Genomic DNA, 19,921 nt, shown 5'->3' on the forward strand with positions numbered 1-19,921 from the left:
CCTTGCGCTTCACTCAAAGAAAAGGATGATCGATACAGATCCATCATCCTTTCCCTTTAATATGTTCCATACAAAACCTTAACGATATTTCCGTACTTGTTGTAGGTCACTTCTTTCCACTGATTCCCGCCGTTTGCACTTCGATACATGATGATGAAATTACTGCCTGAAGCTCTCCAATAATACTCTATCCAGGTGACTCCCCCTTGGCCGCCGCCATCTTCTATGACTTTTGTACCATCATTCTCGGCTGCGAATGTCTGCGTCACCTCTACGGCAGCGCCTAAAGAAAAAACCAGTGAACACGCAACTACATACTTTACTGAACATTGAAGGAAACCTATCACGGTTGCTACCTCCTTTTGTTAATAAATGTAATTATGTATAGACAATCATACTATGAATGTCGATATTCAGTGTAGGTCGTATTCTCTATAATTTGAGGGTATTTGCCTTTGAATAGGACGATTACTTTATGATTCTTGTTGCGGTATTAATATTTTAATAATTCAATTTCACTTCATTCTGTGATTTTGATGTCATCAGAGTGATGAATAAAGGATTGTGTATTTTTGAATGTTTTGAAATAATTGGAATTAAGTTAATAGACAGTTAGTGAATTGAGGTGGAGTTGTGATTAAATTGTTTTGGCTACCGCTAATTGCCGCAATTGGGACGATGGTATTGCTGTATGTCGTTGGTTTTATAGGAAAGATAGAATTCCTTGTGTTCAAGATTTCATCTTCCGATACTGAAATTGCCCTACTACCAATCGTTGTTGGGATAGTAGTGGCGTTTGTTAGTGATCGGATTGTTAGACCCAAGTCTCTGGAATAGGTTGTACTTAGGGGAATTGTTGAAGATTAGAGTTAATGACATACAAGGAGTCTTGAAGAGAGGTTGTAATACATGGGACCAGGCAAAATTATATTAACGGCCATCATGGCAGGGGTTTACTCTGGTATTTTAGATGGTGTTGAGACTCATTACGGACTAAATAAACTGTTAAGTACCTTTATTTTAATACTGTTTACATACATTACAGGCTACGCTTTGTATAGGAATAAGCTATTATAATGATTATTTGAAATTCCGTTAATAGCGACTTTCAGGAATAGCTCAGTGAACACCAAAGTTGTCGATAGAGCATAGAATAAAAGTTTCATAATCAAAGGTGTCTGTCCCTCTCAAATCTACTAGAAATGCATATAAATAGTAGTAGAGGGGAGGGATAGTTATGTTAAAAAACAATGTCGTTTATTATGATTCAAATGGCAAAATGGTAGACAAACTCGATATTCAGCAGGAAAGCTGCGACCGCACCTTAGAGTATTGTGCAACCGCTATTGTTCCGGATGGATTTACTTTCAGATTCACTACGTTCGATAGCTTCACGGCCTGTTCTGATCTGAGTGAGCTTGTTTGTATGCTGGAAGAGCAGGAGGCGGAAGGGACTGTTGAGAACCCATGTGGTGGCACTTTGACGTGTCCTGTTGCGATTGATGCCGTTCGTCTGGTCGGTACTGCCAGATTTCATATTAACGTGGGAGACTTGACACCGATTGAAGGGGGACTTCAAATTGGTGATATTCCATGTACCCTTGCAAGTGATGTTTCCGTACCGGTCAATCAAGTGATCCAAACAATCTGTAAAACGGAAAATTGTCAAGGGACCTGTTTTGATACGGTCGGCGCATTTGCCTTTGCTCCACAAGTGATCACCGATGCCTGCGGGCGCCAGATTGTAACCATACGGGGCGGATTGTTCCTGCGTTTTCTTGGCTGCTGATCAGAAAAACGGATTCGGTATTTATTGATATTTAATAAAGTTGAATAATTTATAAGAAAGTTTGCGAGAAACCCTGTATTTATATAGGGTTTTTCTTTTGGTCTTGAAGTTGAGCTGTAGTGTACAGTTAGAGGATCTGTTTAATGGAAGATGGTATTGATTAAAGTCTGACCATTTGAAATAATTGGTAGTGTCAAATTTAACTTTAAATCATTGCTAAAAATAGAACAAAATTGATAGGAGAATTCATGAATAATATAACACTTGTAGAAATGACGGAAAGCGAGTTTGAACAGTACTTTTTAGATAAAATCCAAAGGTATGCATTAGCTTTATCCCAAAATGCTCCAGAGGATAATCAAGAATTTGAAATAAAAGCAAAAATACAGCTTGGAAATTTATTACCGGATGGAATAGGGACACTAGGTCACTATCTTTTTAATATTTATTATGAGAAAAATAATGTAGGTTATATATGGGTTAAAGAAGATGGAGAAAAGAAAAGTGCCTTTCTTTATGAAATATATATTTTTGATAAGTTTCGAAATAAAGGATATGGATCAAGGGCCATGAAAAAAATTGAAGAGTGGATGAAGGATCATAATCTTTTGTTCTTAAAACTTCACGTTTTTGGAAGTAATATAGAAGCACGAAAATTGTATGAGAGAATTGGATTTGAAATTGCAGGAGTTAATATGATGAAAAAGGTTGAGTGAAGTGGAGAAAAGCCAAGTATTATAAGATGGTAAGATTGTCAACATTCGAAATAAATGATGATGGTTTATTAGAAAAATAGACCAGTAAAAAGCGAGAAATGATAATGATGCGCCGGTGCGGTTCTACTGTTTCTTTTTTTATATTAGGAAGCATCAGAACCGTCCTGAGGCTTCCAAAGAAGGTGAAAATAATGTTCAATAAAATTAAAGCAATACCTGAGAAATTGGCATTTACAATAGGTTTATCTTTAATATTATTTAGTCCGTTATGTTTATTTTTGATTTCCTTTTTATTCCCATTAGGTAATGGGACAAAGATGATTATAGGAAGTGTTGTTTATTTTTTTGCTATTTTATTGATACTTAGTGCGGCTGATAAAAGACATTCTAGAATGGGTAAGAAAACGTGAAGATTCATTCAAGAACGCTTATCCCAATAGTGGAGGCAAATACATGATGAGCACGTATGTTTATATGGTGAGACACGGTGAGTCACCAAAGGAAGGAAATGAAAGAACAAGAGGGCTAACTCCAAAAGGGCATTTGGATGCTGAGCGGGTAACGAACTTATTGAAAGATGAAAAGATTGACGCAGTTGTTTCAAGCCCCTATATACGTTCCATCTTAACGGTCAAAAAGGTAGCTGAACAAATAGGGCAAGAGGTTTTAGTATTTGAAGATTTAAAAGAGAGGATCTTTTCTTCTGAAGATAAACGAGTTTCTGATAAGGAATTGGTTCCACTTTTGGAGAAGTCGTTTGGGGAATCAAGTTTCGCTTTAGAAGGAGCAGAATCAAATGCTGATTGTCAAAAAAGGGCAATTAACGTTTTAAAAGAACTATTAGAAACATATAAAGATAATCATATTGTAATAGGATCTCACGGGGCTGTTATGACCTTGATGATGGGATATTTCGATTGTAAGTATGACTTGGATTTTTTACATAGCACGTCCAAACCTGATATTTATCGGATGGAATTTAAAGAGAAGGAATTGGTGGATGTTCGAAGGTTGTGGGGTGGAAATTGAACCGAAATTAGCCGTTGTTCTATTTAATATAAGGAGAAAGATATGACCATGCAAAAAGATAGATATTTTTTAGAGTTGGCTCTTGAAGAAGCAGAAAAAGCATTGAGTGAGAATACATATCCTGTTGGGGCGGTCATAGTGGATGAAAATCAGAACATCATTTCAAAAGGGCGTAATAGAGTACATCCTCAACAAGATACGACTGCCCACGCTGAAATTGACGCTATACGTAATGCCGGCAATTCAATATTTAAAGCGAAAGTCAACCGTGAGAAGTTTACAATATACACTTCATTGGAACCTTGTCCAATGTGCACGGGCGGCATACTGTTCGCCAATATTAAAAAAGTAGTCTGGTTACTAAACGATGATTTAGGTTTTGGCGGTTATAAAAAAATCAACGATACCAAAATATTTGAGAAGAAATTTCAGGAAATTGAAGCTATTGAAGAACCTTATGGTGACTTAAAACAGAAGCAAATGGAACTAATGAATAAATGGATAACCAATCCTAATCATGTTACTAACTTACGAAAAGCTAATATTCCAGAAAAGGGGGCTTATCCGCAATAGGGTAAGCTTCTTTTTTATGGGAAATAGTTATTGAGTTTCCATCACTGATTTGAAATAATTGGAATTAAGTAATAACGTCGACAACCATTATAGTTGCTTAGGGTGAAGATTGTGAGAGAGAAAATAAAAGACACTGATTATTTTAGTTTATATGCCTTATTTGACGGAGTCTATGCAGCGATTGCGAAGTCTGGCCAAGGTGCGTGGAGTAATGCCGGTATCGTTGACCTGGGTGAGGAATTGCTGATTTTCGATTCATTTGCCACTCCTTCCGCTGCTTATGCGTTGAGGAAGCATGCCGAAGAGATGACTGGGAAAAAAGTCAAGTACCTGATCAACAGTCATTATCACGGAGATCATGTATTTGGAAATCAAGCATTTGCTGATACAACGATTATTTCCACTTCTCTAACAAGGAAATGGTTTGAAGACAAAAATAATATAGTAGATTTGCAGACAGAAATAGAAGAAACGGAAGACTATTTAAATAAGCTTGGAAAACAAATCGAGTTAACTACAGATAGAGTCTTGAAAGCCAGTCTCACCAATCAATATAAGGAAATGACGGCCATTTTAAAAGACTTACCTACTATGGAGCTGGTGCTCCCAACCGTTCTTTTTGAAGAAAAGATGGTGATTGAAGGTTCAAAAAGAAAGGTTGAACTGCATTGTTTTGGAGGAGGCCACACCCCCAGTGACACATTTATGTACTTATCGCAAGAAAAGGTTGGGTTCATGGGGGATCTGGTAACCGTTGATTTGCATTTACCGATTTATGATCCGGAAGAATTTTGTGCGATTCTAAAAAAGGTGAAGCTACTGGATATTGAGACTGTCGTACCTGGCCATGGATATCCAGGGGGAAGTGAATTAGTTTTTACCCTGGAGAAGTATCTGTGCTTTTTGATCGAAAATACGAAAGTAGCAGTGAGAAATGGCGTGCCATTCGAAGTGTTTGTTTCTAATTTAGAAATACCTAATGAATATGCTGAATGGAAAGGGGTTAATGGGATTAAAGGTAACTTATCTAAAGTGTATGCATTTTATGAGTGTTAAAAAGTGATGAAAAAAATCCTAAAATGAAAGGGATTATTTATATGAGTGACATTAAACTACTTATTACTTTCAAAGGTGACCTTAACCATTATTCATTAGAACAGCTAAGGTATATTTCGAAAGAAGGGGTGTGGTCAATTGGACAAATGTATGACCATTTAATTGTTGTTGCCCATGAGTATCTTGATAGTATGGAAGAATGTGCTGCATCGAATGAGGAACAACCATTTGGGAAAACCCGGTTTGGTGAGCAATTATTTGAGAACGGAGGTTTTCCACCTATTAAAATAAGGTTGCCAGATGAACTTAATTCTCCACCAAATAATTCAGACAGCAAGGAAGAGCTCATTAGCAGGATGGAACAATTAATCCAACGATTGACTTATTGGGAAACGAAAGTGGATTATATTAACCCAGATAATAAAGTGGAACATGGAGGATTCGGCTGGCTGAATGCAAAGGAATGGTATGATTTGGTCGAAATGCATTTTCGTCATCATGTACGTCAAAAAGATGAGTTGGAGAGTTACTTAGTATAGGTGGAAATTACATAGCGCTTGGACGCATCTCGTGATTCTTTTGCATTCATTTGGAAGCCTCTTAATCGTCACTGTACGTCCGGATGTGGATGTGCCGGTCATCAGAAGAACAGCCGCTATTTTGGGGAGGAGATAATATGTTTGTGCTCATTTTTATCGGGGCATTTTGGGGTGTTCTGTTGTTTATATTTACTTATACCGTTTCAAAGAAGTTCGGAGCATATTATATACCGTCACTGATTACCTTTCTTGCAGCCGTTCTCATTACGGCTTATGGTTTTGTTTTCATTCATGGATTTGAAGGAATGGTCTATGGATTCTTTGGGTTAGGTTTCTTGATCACGGCGATATCCGGAGCGATCATTTTGCGATTCCTGGCGTCTGAAGGTGTGAAAAAATCTTTTGTAAAGAGAGATAAGCTCATTCTCATTACAACGCCTATTATCTTCCTTTCATCGTTCATGCTCCTTATATTTAGCGATGATAATCATTGGATCATTGATGAAGGAAGCACGAAATTTGTTCAGGGAGAGGACCGTGAATTTGAAAATTACTATCGGGTCACCACAATCTCTGAAGGAAGAAAACAAGTAACATTGACTCTTGGTGAAGAATATTTGGGGAAAGACATTGACGTGAAAAAGGTTAGACAGAAGGGTGGCACTGAGATCCTTGTTGAAATAGGAGAAGGTGAGCAACCCAATCAAACTCCTTACATTATGATAGGAATCGATGAAATCAAGGAACCCCTCAGTGTGAAAACCACAGAGGGAGTGACGTTTGAATCAATTGATGAAAAAGTAATGGGAGAATAGATTCTATTGGGATGAATCGCGTGCTTCTTTTGCGTTCCAGAATCGTACAGACGTTTCTAAAAAAATAAATACATAAGGATTGAATACTATGATGCAACAATCACTAATTTTAACTGGGAAGCAAAAATTAGAGTGGAGGCGAAATGAAACAAGGGAATTGGAATCAGATGAAATATTAATTCGGACCATTGCTGGAGCCATCAGTATCGGGGCTGAATTGCCCCAATATAATGAATCGGATGTTACTGACCCCCAACCTCATTACCCAAAAGAAACTGGCTATGAAAGCTATGGGGAAGTCATAAAAGCAGGGGCTGAGGTTAAGAACATTAAAATAGGAGATCATGTACTAGCATTTTATGGTCATAAGAATGTAGGTATAGTAAAAGCAAATAAAGTAGTTAAGGTGCCAGATTCTGTTGAATATAGGTATGCACTGCTTAATACGTTATCTTGTGATGCTGGAAAAGGAGTGTTGAAGCTCAAGCCTGAATGGAAAGATAAGGTTCTTATTACGGGTGCAGGAACAATAGGGCTATTGACCATCCACTTCTTGAAAAACTATATGAAAATTAAACATATTGATGTGTTGGAACCAGATGAATCGAGAAGAGAACTTGCACATACTTTGGGTGCATCTAATACTTATTCTGCTAGAGAACAAGTCCCCTCTGTCTTTTATGATTTCGGACTGGAATGTTCTGCGAGTAAAGATGCGTTTCATACCCAGTTGAAATCATTGAAGTACCAGAAAGAGGTTTGTATTTTATCAGATGGTAATAAGGATCTTTTTTACCTAAATGAAGACTTTTACGCAAAAGAATTGAAAATTGTTGGTTCAAGTGATGGATGGGATTATCAGCAACACTCGATTTGGTTCTTTAATGAGAGTGTAAAAACCCCGCATTTAACAAAGATATTTAACTATGAGATTCATTCAGACCAGTTGATAGCTTGTTTTGCGGAGCTCAGTAACCTAAAGAAAAGACCAATAAAGGTATTAGTGAAATATTTTTAAGCACGAAGCGATTGGCGGACGGGATAGTGGGAAAAAGTGGTGTAAGTTACCTTATAACAAAGGAGTAATAAATTGAAATACAGGGTGAATGTTTTCATTACTATAAGTTTAATAGCACTATCTTTACTCATACTCTTTTTTGAAAAGCCGACTAACACTGCTTTTAATGGATGGTTGGCCAGAGAATTCAATATTGAATGTAAAGATCAAACGTGTGTACTAAACGCTCAAGAGTTTAAGATAGTGAACAGGGAACATACAGACTATATATTTTTCAATCTGAAAAGCATTCGATTAGAAAGAAATGATGGTACATTCATGCTTGTCGAAAGTGTTGAGATATTAGGGGATTTTATTTTGCTTACATTCAACCCTCTTTATTAAGTTCATGGGGCTTATCTAGGAAGTGTGAGTTTACCTACCAGGGTCAACAGACGATCAATCATGAACGCTATCATCATTATAGATTGAGTAAGACAGGGTGGAAGAGAAATAGATTATGAACGTGTAAGGTGGTGCAAGTAAGATGAACGATAAATGGTTAGAATGGGCAAAAAGGATCCAAGCATTATCTCAATCAGGGCTGGCTTTTTCAAAGGATGTTTACGATATTGAGAGATATGAAGAATTACGAATGATCAGTGCGGAGATCATGCAGGAATATACAGACTTAGATATGAGAAAAGTAAGGGACTTATTTACGAACGAAACAGGTTATCAGACACCGAAAGTAGATGTGCGCGGTGTTGTCTTCAAGGATAATAAAATACTGATGGTAAGAGAGAAAATTGATGATAAATGGTCTCTGCCAGGAGGGTTTTGTGATATAGGTCTGTCTCCAAGTGAAAACATCGTCAAAGAAATAAGAGAAGAATCGGGATATGATGTAACCCCTGTAAAATTACTCGCACTTCTCGATATGAACAAGCACCCCCATCCCTCGCAACCTTACCATTACTATAAAATATTTATTCAATGTGAGGTGACGGGTGGAGAAGCAAGAAGAGGGATCGAAACAAAAGGAGTCCATTTTTTTGAAGAAGAGAATTTGCCGGAGCTGTCAATCGGAAGAAATACAGAAGCTCAGATTCACATGCTGTTTGAATTTTTGAGAGATCCTTATAAAGAGACTTTATATGATTAATGGTCATAATGGGGCAGTTAATTTTGGTGGGAATATGCAAACAAAATTCTTACTTATTTTTCTGATGGTATTTCTACTAATTGTAGGGTGCGGGCATAATTCTGACTTCAAAGGTGCAATTCTTGAAGTGAAGGAAAGTAGTATTATTGTAGGGGAAGACGATACTGACCCTGAAGCACAATATCAATCATATGAAATTATTATTGATGATAAGACAAAATTTAGTGGTGAAGTTGAAAATTTTAAGGATTTAGAGAAATGGGTAAGCCGAACAGAACATCCGATTGTTTATTTATGGTTAATGAATGATGGAGAAAATACCAAAGTTGACAAAAGAGTAGCGAGTGAAGTTATTGTAAAAAAGAAATGACCAGACTGAAAGATTCTTCAGCTAACGGGGTCTATCCGTAACCCAATCCTCATGTTCCATATAAGAGGGCATTAGCTGAGGAGTCCTATTAGGGAAAGGATGATGAATATGACTGTTATTTTAACTGTACTTGGAGATATATTCGCTGCTATTGCAGGTTCACTTCTGAAGAAAAAGGAAGAGAAAATTAAGAAATGAATTATAGGGTTGTTCCTTAAAGGTGTTAATAACTAACATCAATCTAAAACATCCCCAGCTGTTTCATTTTCAGCATGGGTAAAGGAGAACAGATTCAACTGGCTATTACCAAGGACTCATTCACATATCAGCTTATATAAAAGGAGCAGAGAAAAGTATGAACGAAGCATTAAAAGAACACTTATGTCAGCTGGAAGAGAGTTTATTGAAGCCAGAAATTCGCACGTCCAAAATAGAGCTTACTCAAATTCTTTCTGATGAATTTTTTGAAATAGGCAGTTCTGGTAAAATCCTTTATAGAAATGAAGAAATAAGTGAAGAAGGTATTAACTTAGTAAAGATGAAGCTTTATAACTTCGAAATACATCCTTTGTCTGATGAAATAGTATTGACTACATACGAAATTTTTAATGAAGAGACTGGGCAGCAGTCCTTAAGAAGTTCAATTTGGAAGTGTACCGAGGGAAGATGGCAAATGTATTTCCATCAAGGTACAAAAGTTAGTAATTAATAATTTATTTCTCGTAATGGAAGTTTAACGCTGAGGATAAGCTTCTTTTTTATGCAATTAATCATTGAGTTTGTGGGTTTATTTTGAAATAATTGGTAGTGTGTAGGAGGTTCTTTGAAAGCATATAGAGATCGACGGGAGGATCACAAACTTGAACAAGTACGGGCAAGACCTATTTAAAGGCACTGCAGGTTATTACTCGAAATACAGACCGATGTATCCTTCTTCTTTAATACGATTCCTGGTTGAAACGTTCTCTTTAAATGGGGAGCATAACCTCCTTGATCTAGGCTGCGGCACAGGACAGCTCACCATAAGGTTTTCTGATTGGTGTCATAAAATAGTTGGTATAGATGTTGAACCGGAAATGATTGAAGAAGCTACGCGTATCCATCAGGAAGTAAGGATGGGGCAGATTCAGTGGTTCAATGGAACCTTGGAACAGTACAACCTTGAGAATTATCAGCATTTTTCTCTCGTGACGATTGCCAAGGCTTTTCATTGGATGGACAGACCAAAGGTATTAGAGGAGTTATTTGATATGATTTCTCCTGGTGGCGGGGTAGCGATCATTGATCATTATGATCCCAATCAAACGGTGAAACCTTGGCAAGTAAGGTTTAATGAAGTGATTGAAAAATGGTATGGAAAAGATCGAAAGGCTGGAAATTCAACCTATACTCATCCCGTTACCAGTCATGAAGAAGTCATATCCCATTCGAAATTTGACCTAGAAGTTCACACTTTACCGGCATACGAAATCACTTGGACGATTGAGTCATTACTAGGAAACCTTTATTCCACATCCTATGGGTCTAAACGTTTTATAGGAAGTAACGTCTCATTATTTGAACGTGATGTGAGGGAGGCCATGCTCGATATTTGTGAATCTGGAGAGTATAAAGAGGAATCAACGTTATCAGTGAAGATCGGGAGAAAACGGTTATGAAAAGAGAAAGTTTACTATATCTGAATGCGGAGGGAATTTTAAATGAGCGAAAAATTATTGAGGGTTGGCACAACCTATATTCCAGTAACGAATGTGGATCTTTCATCAGACTGGTACATACATAAATTGAATGCAGAATTAAGCTATAAAGATGAAGATAAGGCCATCCTGAATCTTGCAAACCAAAGTATTTTCCTTGTTAAATCCAAAGAAAACCAAAGTGCTAATTTCATAGATGTTTATGGTGAAGAACGCTTTTCTTTAACATTTGAGGTGAATGGTTTAGAAGCGTTAGAAACATTGCATAGGGATTTTATAGATAATGGAATTCGGGTTGGCACTATTGAAAACAGAGGACACTTTGGAAGGAATTTTGTTTTTTATGATTTAGATGGAAATAAGTTTGATGTGTGGAGTGAGCTTAGTCCGGTTTTTCGGGAGAAATATTTTATTTCACATTGATCATGTAGAAGCACGATGCGAATAATTAATAGAGCGCGAAGAAAGGAGCTAAGCAGCCCCTAATAAATTTAAATAACCAAGTGTAAAACATGCTGAGGTCCTTTAGGTCCCTCGTATATTTGTTTCTCATCTACGAATCCACATTTCAGGTAAAGGTTTATGGCTGCCGTGTTCCTTTTGTTCACCCCAAGAACCACTTCATTGATATCAGGCAGAACGTTTTTCACGAAAGAAGGAAGTAGTTTTAGTCCTTGTTTTGCCAGTCCTTTTCCTTGAAACTTTGAATCAATTGAAAAAGATGTTAAGATTCTGGCCTTTGGATTGTCACTATACTTATGAACCTTTTCCCCATCTTCTAATGCAAAATATCCCACTGGTTCATTATTACTCATGATTAATACATGAATAGAAGTTTTGGAGACTTTCGGATGATTGATTTTTTCCAAAGGAAGACTAGTAAATTCTAGTTGATCTTCAGGTAAGTGAAAGTTGGATAATGGATGAGTGTATTGTTCATGAAACTCAACCAGTTTAACTGTAGGGCTTATAGTATTTGACGTCATGATCACCTCCGAAAAATGTAATATTTTCCATTATAGGGTATCGTGAAAGTGTAGACAAGATATATTCTGTGTGCCGCATCACTTTAAAGTTTTATTGATGATCTTAACGTTTGTATTACTTAAAGATTAGAATATTATCAATGTGAACACTATCAAACGTCAAACGCATACAAAGAAAACCCACCTCTAAAACAGAGGCGGGTTCCTTATTAAACTTGAGGTCAATTTCAAGATGTTTTATATAGTATCATACACAAGCCGATAACACAAAGGATAACCAAGGGTATCATGAACTTGGGGGTTACTACCGTCAACCAGGGTTCAAAGAAGATTTGATCTTAGGAGGGTAAATATGTCTTACGATGAAAATTGTCCATTATGTAATCCACATAAAGATAAGGAACAGAATATTGTACTGGAGAATGAAACTTGTTATTTTTTGCAGCATAACAAACATCAAGGTGTATTAGAAGGCAGCGGGTTGATTGTCCCGAAAAAACATCGTATCGATGCTTTTGAATTAACACAAGAAGAGTGGAACGATACATATGAACTGCTACAGGAGGCGAAAAAAGTACTAGATAAGGAGTTCTCTCCAGATGGCTACACTCTTGGCTGGAATGTAGGAAAGGTCTCCAACCAGGAAATCCCCCACAGTCACCTCCACGTCATACCAAGATACAATGATGAACCATTGGCTGGAAAAGGGATTCGGTATTGGTTGAAACAAGAGGGGAATAGAAGGTTGAAAAGGTGAAGGCATAATTGTTCTTCCATAAATCCAGTAACAGCTGAAACTCACCTTTTACTGGATTCCGTGAATGTGTTATCTAAATGCAGGTTGATTTTTACCAAAAGGGGATGAGATCAATGAAAGAAGATCAATTATTTAATCAGATGAAAATGTGGCGGGGCTGGACTATTGACTTCCTTCGCTCCATCCCGGAGGAAATCGTCGACCATATCCCACCTGGTCATAATAATAGCATCCGGTGGAATGCGGGTCATATTTTAGTAGGGTGGGATCATACCATGTTTCCAGCTGTTGATAAGGAGAGGCGATTGCCACGATCTTACCATATGATGTTTCCGAGAGAGAGCAGACCACAAGATTGGACAGAACAACCTCCCTCGATGGAAAAGCTTATCAAGGAGTTGGAAGAACAGCCTCTTCTTATCGAACAAGCGTGCAAGGGTCACCTTGGTGAACCACTGAAGGAATCATTTTTAGGTATGAAAACAGTAGGAGACATGATGGTTTTTCATATGAACCATGAAAGTCTGCATATGGGAATCATCAAAAGTATGAAACAGGCTCTTTCAAAATAATGTTTCAATTAAGGGGTGCCAATGATGGAGTACTCGATACGCAAAATGGAGAAAAAGGATATAAACCAAGTTCAGAAAGTCGCAAGAAGAAGCTGGAATACTACTTATGAGGGCATCATTCCACTTGAAATCCAAGAGAGTTTCTTGACTTCTGCTTATAGCGACGAAATGATGCTTAAGCGTTTAGAGGTTTCTTCACTGTATGTGGCTGAAAAGAACGGAAAGATTGTGGGATTCGCTAATTTCTCTCCTGTAAAAGAAGAAGGGGAAGTGGAATTAGGGGCCATTTACTTATATAAGGAATATCAGGGCGAAGGGATTGGGACTGCCTTGCTTCAAGAAGGTATAAAGGAATTAAATGGTGCTAGATCGGTCTATATTAGTGTTGAGAAAGAGAATGAGACAGGAACAAACTTTTATCGTGCAAAAGGCTTCACCGTCATTTCAGAATTTGATGATGATCTTGAAGGTCATATTACTAAGATGTATAGAATGGTATTGAGTTTATAAGGTTGAATAATAGGGCCATAACTGTCGATTAACCATCGCGATTGACACAATCACAGCGTCCCTAAATCGGGGGGATTTAAATGAAGAGTCAGCACGAAAACGAAGAAATGCTAACAGGAGGGAATGTCTCAAACGTATATCGTTCCGGAGATACCGTTCGGCGGGAATTGAAGCCAGATAGCGGCAAAATCCATACGTTATTGGAGCATTTGGAAAGGAAAGGTTTTGATCGTGCCCCGAAGTTTCTAGGCATTGATGATCAAGATAGAGAGATCTTGTCGTTTATTAAGGGGGAAGCCGGCAATTATCCCTTGAAAGAGTACATGTGGTCCCGTGATGCTTTAAAAGGAATAGCGAAGATGCTCCGTCAGTACCATGATGCTGTGAGCGACTTTCCATTTATGGAAGAATGGCAACCAATGGACCACACGCCACCGAACACAGAGGTTATATGTCACAATGATTTTGCCATTTATAATATTATTTTTAACCAGGAGAAACCAGTCGGCATCATTGATTTCGATGTTGCCGGTCCCGGTCCGAGACTTTGGGACATTGCCTATACTCTGTACACCTGCGTTCCTTTCAGCAGGCATTATCATACCGAAACGGGTGAAGCCGTTCATTACCAACCAACCCATGATGCCGACCGTGTAAAACAAAGAGTGGCACTTTTCTTTGAATCTTACGGTATGGACGGAATGGAAGAAGATTATCTGGAGATGGTATTGCTGCGCTTGGAAGGCTTATGCAACTACATGAAAAGAAAAGCCGGTGAAGGGGACCCTGCTTTTCAGAAAATGATCGATGAAGGGCATTATGAACATTATCAAAAAGATATTACATTCATTCGTGAACATGGGAAAGAGTGGGTTTAATAGGAAAATCAGCAAAAAAGCGCGATACTATCGCGCTTTTTTGCTGGATAAATTCATTGTATGGATGCATCACCCTTTAACTAGATGAAAGTATTATGAACTGCCATCTAGTTAAAGCAGGACTTTACCGAAGTGATGCCGAATGTGTAGGTAAAAAGTGGAATATAGGTAGGTGGGAAATATGAGTAAGATCATTCAGTATTACAATCAATTTGATGAGTGGGGAAGACTTGAGCGTGAACCAATTGAATTCCAGGTGAATTGGCATTATATAAAAACATATATGCCCGAGACAGGCTATGTGCTTGATAATGGAGCAGGGCCGGGGAAATATTCAATGGAACTGGCCAAAGCTGGTTATAGGGTAACACTGACCGATTTGACTACGAGATTAGTGGATTTGGCAAAAGATAAAGCAGAAGAACTTGATTTAGACGGACAATTTGAAGGGTTTCATGCAGCAGATGCCATAGACCTTAATATGCTTGAAGATGAACAGTTTGATTCCTCGTTGATGCTCGGGCCAATGTACCATCTGCAGGAAGAAAATGACCGTATAAGGGCAGTCCAAGAATTAAAAAGAGTGACGAAAAAGGACGGGCTGGTCTTTGTTGCCTTTATGCCTAGAATTAGACACATCCTTACATCGCTTTTATCTCCGGATAATTGGAAGCCCAATAATGATATGGATGCGATCGTGCAATTTTCCCAATCAGGCTGCTTTAATCACGCAGATGAAGGACGTTTTACAGGTGCGTATTATTTTAATATAGAAGACATCAATCCATTTATGGAAGCAAACGGATTTGAAACCATCAAGTTAATAGGATCCAATGCAGGAACGGTTTTGAATCATGATCATTGGGATTACTGGAGAGAAAAAGGAGAAGGCGAAGTAAGGAAATTAATCGATTTAATTATAGAGAAGGCCACAAACCCTTATATACTTGGTATTTCCTCTCACTTGCTTTATATTGGCAGGAAAAAGTAATGAGTTACATCAGGGGAAAGCTTTAGTATTACATATAAATTCAAGGTCGAACGGTTATCGGTTTCAAGACACTTTAGAGGTTTTGGGGTGAGTGAATGAGCGAAGGGATTAATTATAAGTTCTGGACAATTTGCATGATCCAGGATAATGAGAAAGTATTGCTATTAGAAAGGCAGCATGACGACTTTAAGGGCTTTATTCCACCCGGCGGAAAAGTAGAGTTTCCTGAGAGTTTTGTAGAAGGAGCAATAAGAGAAGTTAAAGAGGAAACGGGGCTTGAAGTGAGTAACCTTATTTATAAGGGCCTTTATGAGTATGTCAATCCGGAAAAAAACGATAGGTATATTATTTTCAATTATCTTACTCGAAGTTTTAAAGGAGACTTGTTACAAGAATCCCCAGAAGGTAAGCCGGTCTGGGTTAACATGAAAGAGATAGAAAATCTCCCCATGCAACAATCCATTAAAAGAAGGTTTCCCTTGTTCTTTGAAGATGGGACCTTCGAGTTTCAGGTGTATTGGGATAATGAGAATGATACTGAAGGAGACGTTAGATTGAGGAGAACATGATTTAAAAGAATTTTAGTATCGTAAGGTAAATCGGAAGAGGGTACAGAATATATGACAAAAGAAATGATGGTTCCTATAAATGGTTGCAAGCTATTTGCAAGATTAGTGGGTGAAGATTATGGAAAACCAACTATTGTGATGGAATCTGGTTATGGGGATTATTCCAAGACTTGGGATCAGGTGATAGGTGAGATATCTAAAATGTCTAAGGTTCTCGTTTATGATCGGGCAGGGCTGGGGAGAAGTGAATCAAGTTCAAGTTCGAGAACCAGTCGGACAATGGTAAAAGAATTGAACGAACTTCTTCATGCGACTAACCTGGAGCCTCCCTACATATTAGTCGGTCATTCATTTGGTGGAGTGAATACCAGATTATATACAACTGAATTTCAGAGTGAGGTCTGTGGGCTTATCTTGGTAGACTCCACCCCTGTAGACTATAGAGAGAAATTCCTTCCAACCATGTCAGAAGAGTTTCAAGAGCGCTACAATAAGCAATTTGTTCATGAAGGAAACTACGATGAATTCATGGAAAGTTTACAACAGTTGAATGATTCCAAAGAGAAATCGAATATTCCATTAATCGTTCTTTCAGCAGGGAAAAAAGCTCATTATTCGAAGGGTTCTCAAGAGTTATGGAATGAGATGCAGAGAGGAATTCTAGCGATTTCTTCAGATGCTACATTCGTTTTGGCAGAAAATAGTGCCCATTACATACAAAACGATGAACCAGAACTGGTAATAAATGCAGTTAAAACGTTAATAGAAAACTGTTGAGTATTTGGTTTTATTAATGGTGAATAACATTGAGAGACTTCTTTTCTAATGAATAGAAGTCAGCAAGGATGGTGTACCATTGTTAGATTAATACGATAGGATGAAGATGGGGAATGAAAAGCAACGAGACGTTTTGATATTCTATCCCGATGGGCAGTGTTCCGCATAGAACAGGATGGTATGTTCTCAACTCATTCAAGATACCCAGTTCCATGATGGCTGTAAAGAAAAGGTGACTCTTCAGTCCTTACTTCGAGTGGACTTTGAAATCACCTTTTTTGGTATTATTGTATAATGTTTTTTTCAATGACAAGTGATAGGCTATCAGCTATTTGCTGATAAGTAGCATCATTGGGATGGAAGTTGTCACTTGAAAGATCGCGTTTGGCATCCGTCACCAAATTGAAGGTATCCACCACTTGAACTTCGTATTTTAAGCCTAATGTGCGGGCAGATTCATTCCATTTTTGGATGACAGAATCGAAGGAATCCCCGTCCGACAATTCCTTAAAGGGATTGTATAGTCCTATATAGAGGATGACGGCATCCTTATTTATGTCACGAATGGTTTCAAACGTTTTTTCCAAGTTAGGAATTTCCGTTTCCAGAATGCCAAGAGCTGCAGTTTCCGAATAATTGTTTAAAATCGCACCGGAATTAAAGAGATTGTTTCCCCCGATCGTAATGGTAATGATTTTGGCGTCCTTAAGAGATCTCTTGACATCCTCTTGTTCTAACTGTGCCAGTAAATCTTCAATCCTGGCACCCCGTATGCCTAAGTTTTGATACCGCTCCACAGTATTGGTTTCTTTAAGTGATTTTCCAACCAGCGGGACAAAACCTTCTCCTTTTGAAGATCCTACCCCCCTTGTCAATGAGTCGCCAAGTGCAATATACGTTTCTCCAGGAGTAGCGGTAGCTTCTTCTGATTCTGCTACTATCTTCTCTTGGGGAGGGTTGGCGATATCCGAATAGGCTCTTACAAATCCATATCCAAATAGGACGGTCAGCGCAAGGGAAAGGGTGATAAATAGTTGCCACATCCATTTTTTCATCTTTTGTTCTCTCCTTCTATTATGATTGTACCAACTTTTACTCATGCTGAGTATTTAAAAGAGCAATTGAGAAAAAAGTTCGTTAGAATAGATGTAGGGTGATGATATGAGCATAAAGCCAACTGTTCAATTGAAAAATGTAACGAAAGTAATAGGGAAAAAGGCGATTATTGATAATATATCATTTGAAATATATCCAGGAGAAGTATTTGGATTCCTTGGTCCCAATGGTGCGGGAAAAACGACTACGATTCGGATGCTCGTCGGTCTGATCAAGCCTACATCAGGAGTCATTAAAATCTGTGATTTTGATGTGAGAAAGCAATTTGTACAGGCGATGCAGCGCCTGGGTTCTATTGTTGAAAATCCAGAACTATATAAGTATCTGAGCGGTCGGGAAAATCTGCAAATGTTTGCACGGATGCTGCCTGAGGTGGATAGTGAACGAATACAAGAGGTAATTGATCTCGTTGATCTGACTGCACGAATCGATGACCAGGTACAGACCTATTCACTGGGAATGCGTCAGCGGCTCGGGATCGCACAAGCATTGTTAGGCCGGCCGGATGTGCTTATTTTGGATGAGCCTACTAACGGGTTGGATCCGATGGGAATAAAGGATCTTCGTACATTTATCAGGAAACTGGTCGACGAAACGGGTCTATCAGTTCTTGTATCCAGTCATATATTAAGTGAAATCGAAATGCTTGCTAATCGAGTGGCGATTATGAGCCATGGGAGAATCGTGAAGGTAGGCACGGTAAGTGATTTAGTGGATGCATTGTCATCAGGTGTGGATTGGAGAGTCAATGATGCTTTTCGTGCACTTGATATCTTTAAAGCATCTCCCTATGTCCAAGCTGCAGAACTGTACGATGATCATACCATCCATACTCTTATGGATGAAAACAAAACGTCGATCCTGAATGAATCTATACTAAAGGCGGGAATTGAGGTATGGACAATCGAAAGGAAGGTCCAGACATTGGAGGACTTATTTATTCGTTTGACAGGGGGCGATCATATTGTCTAACCCAAATATGATTGGTCTGATTCATAATGAAGTAATGAAAATTGCTTCCAAAAAACGCTTTGCGGTTGTCATCGCCATATTAATCATTCTAGTCTCTATGTTTACATATGCACAATACCGGGAGATTCAAGATAAGATTGAAAAGCAGGGTACGCTGGACTGGCGAGTGGAGCTGCAGCAGGAGATAGTCGATCGTCAAAACCGACTTGCATCCAGTGGGATCCAGGATGAGGCCAGACAATTCCTTGAATTGGATTTGAAGCAAAAGCAATATTACTTGGACAACGACATCAACCCGAACTATCCGGGAGCACCAACATTCATCCGCATCTTCTTCTCGCAGGGACTCACACTAGTCCTGCCTTTACTCATCATTATTATTATGGCTGATGTTGTGAGTGGGGAATACAATGATGGGACCATCAAGACCTTACTATCCCGACCGATCAAACGATGGAAGATCCTGATGGCCAAATGGCTGACGGTTTTGCTGTATACATCGATGCTGATAGCAGCTACTGTAGTTGTCTGCTATGGGATTTCAGGGATTGTCCTCGGATATGATGGCTGGACGGCACCTATTCTGACGGGCTTTCAAGTTTCACCATCGGGTGAATTTTCGACGACCTATATCCATACCCTCCCGATGTGGGAATATTTATTGATGTCAGCGGGCCTTGCATGGGTCGTTACAGCGTCTGTTGCAACCATAAGCCTGATGATTTCAGTGCTTGTGAAAAATACAGCAACTGGTATCGGGGCCATGATGGCTGTGTTGATTGCAGGCACCCTCTTATCTTCTATCGGTTCTAGCTGGACGAGCTCAAAGTATTTGGTAAACTTGAATTTTGATCTGATCAATTACTTAGAAGGTCAAGCTCCTCCAATCGAAGGGATGTCACTGCCGTTTTCATTAACAGTACTTGGAGTATGGACTGTCGCTTGCCTAGCTATTGCGTTTTGGAATTTCACTCAGAAGGATATTTATTAAGTGCATCATTTAGCAAGGCTACTATTAATATTTATTCGGATTCCTGTCCGCATCTG

General features: G+C 38.6%; 28 protein-coding genes. 25 read left to right on the forward strand and 3 right to left on the reverse strand.

Translation table 11 applies throughout. The annotated features are described in order from the left end of the window. Positions 1 to 56: 56 nt before the first annotated feature. A complete protein-coding gene (locus ACOSV2_RS13640) occupies positions 57 to 347 on the reverse strand; it encodes a hypothetical protein (protein ID WP_428975565.1) in 291 nt (96 codons plus the stop codon). A 295-nt stretch (positions 348 to 642) separates the two neighbouring features. Here ACOSV2_RS13640 and ACOSV2_RS13645 point away from each other — a divergent pair, with 295 nt between their 5' ends. From ACOSV2_RS13645 to ACOSV2_RS13720, 16 genes are all read left to right on the forward strand, one after another. Further along, positions 643 to 837: an ATPase gene (locus tag ACOSV2_RS13645; protein WP_428975566.1), complete on the forward strand. Its 195-nt coding sequence runs from the start codon at positions 643 to 645 to the stop codon at positions 835 to 837. 72 nt (positions 838 to 909) lie between these two features. After that, positions 910 to 1,077: a hypothetical protein gene (locus tag ACOSV2_RS13650; protein WP_428975567.1), complete on the forward strand. Its 168-nt coding sequence runs from the start codon at positions 910 to 912 to the stop codon at positions 1,075 to 1,077. 160 nt (positions 1,078 to 1,237) lie between these two features. Then, a complete protein-coding gene (locus ACOSV2_RS13655) occupies positions 1,238 to 1,789 on the forward strand; it encodes a hypothetical protein (RefSeq protein ID WP_428975568.1) in 552 nt (183 codons plus the stop codon). A 248-nt stretch (positions 1,790 to 2,037) separates the two neighbouring features. After that, positions 2,038 to 2,505 (forward strand): GNAT family N-acetyltransferase, encoded by a 468-nt coding sequence (locus tag ACOSV2_RS13660; RefSeq protein WP_428975569.1) that lies wholly within the window; start codon positions 2,038 to 2,040, stop codon positions 2,503 to 2,505. Positions 2,506 to 2,696: 191 nt separating this feature from the next. Continuing rightward, positions 2,697 to 2,915: a hypothetical protein gene (locus ACOSV2_RS13665; protein WP_428975570.1), complete on the forward strand. Its 219-nt coding sequence runs from the start codon at positions 2,697 to 2,699 to the stop codon at positions 2,913 to 2,915. 46 nt (positions 2,916 to 2,961) lie between these two features. Beyond that, the gene (locus ACOSV2_RS13670) at positions 2,962 to 3,534 is read left to right on the forward strand and encodes a histidine phosphatase family protein (RefSeq protein ID WP_428975891.1); all 573 of its coding nucleotides are present in this window, start codon (positions 2,962 to 2,964) and stop codon (positions 3,532 to 3,534) included. A gap of 42 nt (positions 3,535 to 3,576) precedes the next feature. Beyond that, a complete protein-coding gene (locus ACOSV2_RS13675) occupies positions 3,577 to 4,107 on the forward strand; it encodes a nucleoside deaminase (protein ID WP_428975571.1) in 531 nt (176 codons plus the stop codon). A 111-nt stretch (positions 4,108 to 4,218) separates the two neighbouring features. Next, complete coding sequence (locus tag ACOSV2_RS13680) at positions 4,219 to 5,163, forward strand: MBL fold metallo-hydrolase (RefSeq protein ID WP_428975572.1); 945 nt, start codon at positions 4,219 to 4,221, stop codon at positions 5,161 to 5,163. A gap of 41 nt (positions 5,164 to 5,204) precedes the next feature. Further along, entirely contained in the window at positions 5,205 to 5,702 is a 498-nt protein-coding gene (locus tag ACOSV2_RS13685; RefSeq protein ID WP_428975573.1) for a DinB family protein, read from the forward strand. Positions 5,703 to 5,839: 137 nt separating this feature from the next. Continuing rightward, the gene (locus tag ACOSV2_RS13690) at positions 5,840 to 6,517 is read left to right on the forward strand and encodes a hypothetical protein (RefSeq protein ID WP_428975574.1); all 678 of its coding nucleotides are present in this window, start codon (positions 5,840 to 5,842) and stop codon (positions 6,515 to 6,517) included. An 88-nt stretch (positions 6,518 to 6,605) separates the two neighbouring features. Next, positions 6,606 to 7,535: a zinc-dependent alcohol dehydrogenase gene (locus ACOSV2_RS13695; RefSeq protein WP_428975575.1), complete on the forward strand. Its 930-nt coding sequence runs from the start codon at positions 6,606 to 6,608 to the stop codon at positions 7,533 to 7,535. A gap of 526 nt (positions 7,536 to 8,061) precedes the next feature. Beyond that, positions 8,062 to 8,679 carry an NUDIX hydrolase gene (locus tag ACOSV2_RS13700; protein WP_428975576.1) on the forward strand — a complete coding sequence of 206 codons (618 nt, stop codon included), beginning with the start codon at positions 8,062 to 8,064 and terminating at the stop codon, positions 8,677 to 8,679. Next, positions 8,672 to 9,049, forward strand: a complete 378-nt coding sequence (locus tag ACOSV2_RS13705) for a hypothetical protein (protein ID WP_428975577.1) — start codon at positions 8,672 to 8,674, stop codon at positions 9,047 to 9,049. Before ACOSV2_RS13700 ends, ACOSV2_RS13705 begins: the two co-directional genes overlap by 8 nt. Positions 9,050 to 9,404: 355 nt before the next feature. Further along, positions 9,405 to 9,758 (forward strand): nuclear transport factor 2 family protein, encoded by a 354-nt coding sequence (locus tag ACOSV2_RS13710; RefSeq protein WP_428975578.1) that lies wholly within the window; start codon positions 9,405 to 9,407, stop codon positions 9,756 to 9,758. A 151-nt stretch (positions 9,759 to 9,909) separates the two neighbouring features. Further along, positions 9,910 to 10,707, forward strand: a complete 798-nt coding sequence (locus ACOSV2_RS13715) for a class I SAM-dependent methyltransferase (protein ID WP_428975579.1) — start codon at positions 9,910 to 9,912, stop codon at positions 10,705 to 10,707. A 42-nt stretch (positions 10,708 to 10,749) separates the two neighbouring features. Continuing rightward, a complete protein-coding gene (locus ACOSV2_RS13720; protein ID WP_428975580.1) occupies positions 10,750 to 11,169 on the forward strand; it encodes a VOC family protein in 420 nt (139 codons plus the stop codon). Positions 11,170 to 11,237: 68 nt separating this feature from the next. Here ACOSV2_RS13720 and ACOSV2_RS13725 read toward each other — a convergent pair whose 3' ends face one another. Beyond that, on the reverse strand, positions 11,238 to 11,732 hold the full coding sequence (locus tag ACOSV2_RS13725; protein WP_428975581.1) for a GNAT family N-acetyltransferase: 495 nt from the start codon (positions 11,730 to 11,732) through the stop codon (positions 11,238 to 11,240). Positions 11,733 to 12,084: 352 nt separating this feature from the next. Here ACOSV2_RS13725 and ACOSV2_RS13730 point away from each other — a divergent pair, with 352 nt between their 5' ends. The 7 genes from ACOSV2_RS13730 to ACOSV2_RS13760 all read left to right on the forward strand — a co-directional run bounded on the left by ACOSV2_RS13730 (position 12,085) and on the right by ACOSV2_RS13760 (position 16,786). Next, positions 12,085 to 12,489: an HIT family protein gene (locus ACOSV2_RS13730; protein WP_428975582.1), complete on the forward strand. Its 405-nt coding sequence runs from the start codon at positions 12,085 to 12,087 to the stop codon at positions 12,487 to 12,489. 113 nt (positions 12,490 to 12,602) lie between these two features. Next, positions 12,603 to 13,061 carry a DinB family protein gene (locus tag ACOSV2_RS13735; RefSeq protein ID WP_428975583.1) on the forward strand — a complete coding sequence of 153 codons (459 nt, stop codon included), beginning with the start codon at positions 12,603 to 12,605 and terminating at the stop codon, positions 13,059 to 13,061. A 24-nt stretch (positions 13,062 to 13,085) separates the two neighbouring features. After that, the gene (locus ACOSV2_RS13740) at positions 13,086 to 13,571 is read left to right on the forward strand and encodes a GNAT family N-acetyltransferase (RefSeq protein WP_428975892.1); all 486 of its coding nucleotides are present in this window, start codon (positions 13,086 to 13,088) and stop codon (positions 13,569 to 13,571) included. 80 nt (positions 13,572 to 13,651) lie between these two features. Then, positions 13,652 to 14,449 carry a phosphotransferase gene (locus ACOSV2_RS13745; protein ID WP_428975584.1) on the forward strand — a complete coding sequence of 266 codons (798 nt, stop codon included), beginning with the start codon at positions 13,652 to 13,654 and terminating at the stop codon, positions 14,447 to 14,449. 181 nt (positions 14,450 to 14,630) lie between these two features. Next, a complete protein-coding gene (locus ACOSV2_RS13750) occupies positions 14,631 to 15,440 on the forward strand; it encodes a class I SAM-dependent methyltransferase (protein ID WP_428975585.1) in 810 nt (269 codons plus the stop codon). A 95-nt stretch (positions 15,441 to 15,535) separates the two neighbouring features. Continuing rightward, positions 15,536 to 16,009, forward strand: coding sequence for an 8-oxo-dGTP diphosphatase (locus ACOSV2_RS13755; RefSeq protein ID WP_428975586.1), 474 nt, complete (start codon positions 15,536 to 15,538; stop codon positions 16,007 to 16,009). A 51-nt stretch (positions 16,010 to 16,060) separates the two neighbouring features. Further along, positions 16,061 to 16,786 (forward strand): alpha/beta fold hydrolase, encoded by a 726-nt coding sequence (locus ACOSV2_RS13760; RefSeq protein WP_428975587.1) that lies wholly within the window; start codon positions 16,061 to 16,063, stop codon positions 16,784 to 16,786. 284 nt (positions 16,787 to 17,070) lie between these two features. Here the strand turns inward: ACOSV2_RS13760 and ACOSV2_RS13765 are convergent, their stop codons facing one another. Then, on the reverse strand, positions 17,071 to 17,841 hold the full coding sequence (locus ACOSV2_RS13765; protein WP_428975588.1) for an SGNH/GDSL hydrolase family protein: 771 nt from the start codon (positions 17,839 to 17,841) through the stop codon (positions 17,071 to 17,073). Positions 17,842 to 17,947: 106 nt separating this feature from the next. On the opposite strand from ACOSV2_RS13765, the gene ACOSV2_RS13770 reads away from it, so the two are divergent. Next, entirely contained in the window at positions 17,948 to 18,874 is a 927-nt protein-coding gene (locus ACOSV2_RS13770; RefSeq protein WP_428975589.1) for an ABC transporter ATP-binding protein, read from the forward strand. Next, positions 18,867 to 19,865, forward strand: coding sequence for an ABC transporter permease (locus ACOSV2_RS13775; RefSeq protein WP_428975590.1), 999 nt, complete (start codon positions 18,867 to 18,869; stop codon positions 19,863 to 19,865). The genes ACOSV2_RS13770 and ACOSV2_RS13775 overlap by 8 nt, the downstream gene beginning before the upstream one ends. Positions 19,866 to 19,921 lie beyond the last annotated feature (56 nt).

This window comes from Rossellomorea sp. DUT-2, assembly GCF_052665285.1.

What these genes read in the sequence shown, in the direction of transcription:
- ACOSV2_RS13740 (WP_428975892.1), top strand. Translation starts at nt 13,086, where the DNA reads ATGGAGTACTCGATACGCAAAATGGAGAAAAAGGATATAAACCAAGTT.
- ACOSV2_RS13730 (WP_428975582.1), top strand. Translation starts at nt 12,085, where the DNA reads ATGTCTTACGATGAAAATTGTCCATTATGTAATCCACATAAAGATAAG.
- ACOSV2_RS13720 (WP_428975580.1), top strand. Translation starts at nt 10,750, where the DNA reads ATGAGCGAAAAATTATTGAGGGTTGGCACAACCTATATTCCAGTAACG.
- ACOSV2_RS13725 (WP_428975581.1), bottom strand. Translation starts at nt 11,732, where the DNA reads ATGACGTCAAATACTATAAGCCCTACAGTTAAACTGGTTGAGTTTCAT.
- ACOSV2_RS13675 (WP_428975571.1), top strand. Translation starts at nt 3,577, where the DNA reads ATGACCATGCAAAAAGATAGATATTTTTTAGAGTTGGCTCTTGAAGAA.
- ACOSV2_RS13670 (WP_428975891.1), top strand. Translation starts at nt 2,962, where the DNA reads ATGAGCACGTATGTTTATATGGTGAGACACGGTGAGTCACCAAAGGAA.
- ACOSV2_RS13710 (WP_428975578.1), top strand. Translation starts at nt 9,405, where the DNA reads ATGAACGAAGCATTAAAAGAACACTTATGTCAGCTGGAAGAGAGTTTA.
- ACOSV2_RS13685 (WP_428975573.1), top strand. Translation starts at nt 5,205, where the DNA reads ATGAGTGACATTAAACTACTTATTACTTTCAAAGGTGACCTTAACCAT.
- ACOSV2_RS13690 (WP_428975574.1), top strand. Translation starts at nt 5,840, where the DNA reads ATGTTTGTGCTCATTTTTATCGGGGCATTTTGGGGTGTTCTGTTGTTT.
- ACOSV2_RS13665 (WP_428975570.1), top strand. Translation starts at nt 2,697, where the DNA reads ATGTTCAATAAAATTAAAGCAATACCTGAGAAATTGGCATTTACAATA.
- ACOSV2_RS13735 (WP_428975583.1), top strand. Translation starts at nt 12,603, where the DNA reads ATGAAAGAAGATCAATTATTTAATCAGATGAAAATGTGGCGGGGCTGG.
- ACOSV2_RS13770 (WP_428975589.1), top strand. Translation starts at nt 17,948, where the DNA reads ATGAGCATAAAGCCAACTGTTCAATTGAAAAATGTAACGAAAGTAATA.
- ACOSV2_RS13650 (WP_428975567.1), top strand. Translation starts at nt 910, where the DNA reads ATGGGACCAGGCAAAATTATATTAACGGCCATCATGGCAGGGGTTTAC.
- ACOSV2_RS13660 (WP_428975569.1), top strand. Translation starts at nt 2,038, where the DNA reads ATGAATAATATAACACTTGTAGAAATGACGGAAAGCGAGTTTGAACAG.
- ACOSV2_RS13745 (WP_428975584.1), top strand. Translation starts at nt 13,652, where the DNA reads ATGAAGAGTCAGCACGAAAACGAAGAAATGCTAACAGGAGGGAATGTC.
- ACOSV2_RS13705 (WP_428975577.1), top strand. Translation starts at nt 8,672, where the DNA reads ATGATTAATGGTCATAATGGGGCAGTTAATTTTGGTGGGAATATGCAA.
- ACOSV2_RS13760 (WP_428975587.1), top strand. Translation starts at nt 16,061, where the DNA reads ATGACAAAAGAAATGATGGTTCCTATAAATGGTTGCAAGCTATTTGCA.
- ACOSV2_RS13765 (WP_428975588.1), bottom strand. Translation starts at nt 17,841, where the DNA reads ATGAAAAAATGGATGTGGCAACTATTTATCACCCTTTCCCTTGCGCTG.
- ACOSV2_RS13700 (WP_428975576.1), top strand. Translation starts at nt 8,062, where the DNA reads ATGAACGATAAATGGTTAGAATGGGCAAAAAGGATCCAAGCATTATCT.
- ACOSV2_RS13750 (WP_428975585.1), top strand. Translation starts at nt 14,631, where the DNA reads ATGAGTAAGATCATTCAGTATTACAATCAATTTGATGAGTGGGGAAGA.
- ACOSV2_RS13695 (WP_428975575.1), top strand. Translation starts at nt 6,606, where the DNA reads ATGATGCAACAATCACTAATTTTAACTGGGAAGCAAAAATTAGAGTGG.
- ACOSV2_RS13755 (WP_428975586.1), top strand. Translation starts at nt 15,536, where the DNA reads ATGAGCGAAGGGATTAATTATAAGTTCTGGACAATTTGCATGATCCAG.
- ACOSV2_RS13655 (WP_428975568.1), top strand. Translation starts at nt 1,238, where the DNA reads ATGTTAAAAAACAATGTCGTTTATTATGATTCAAATGGCAAAATGGTA.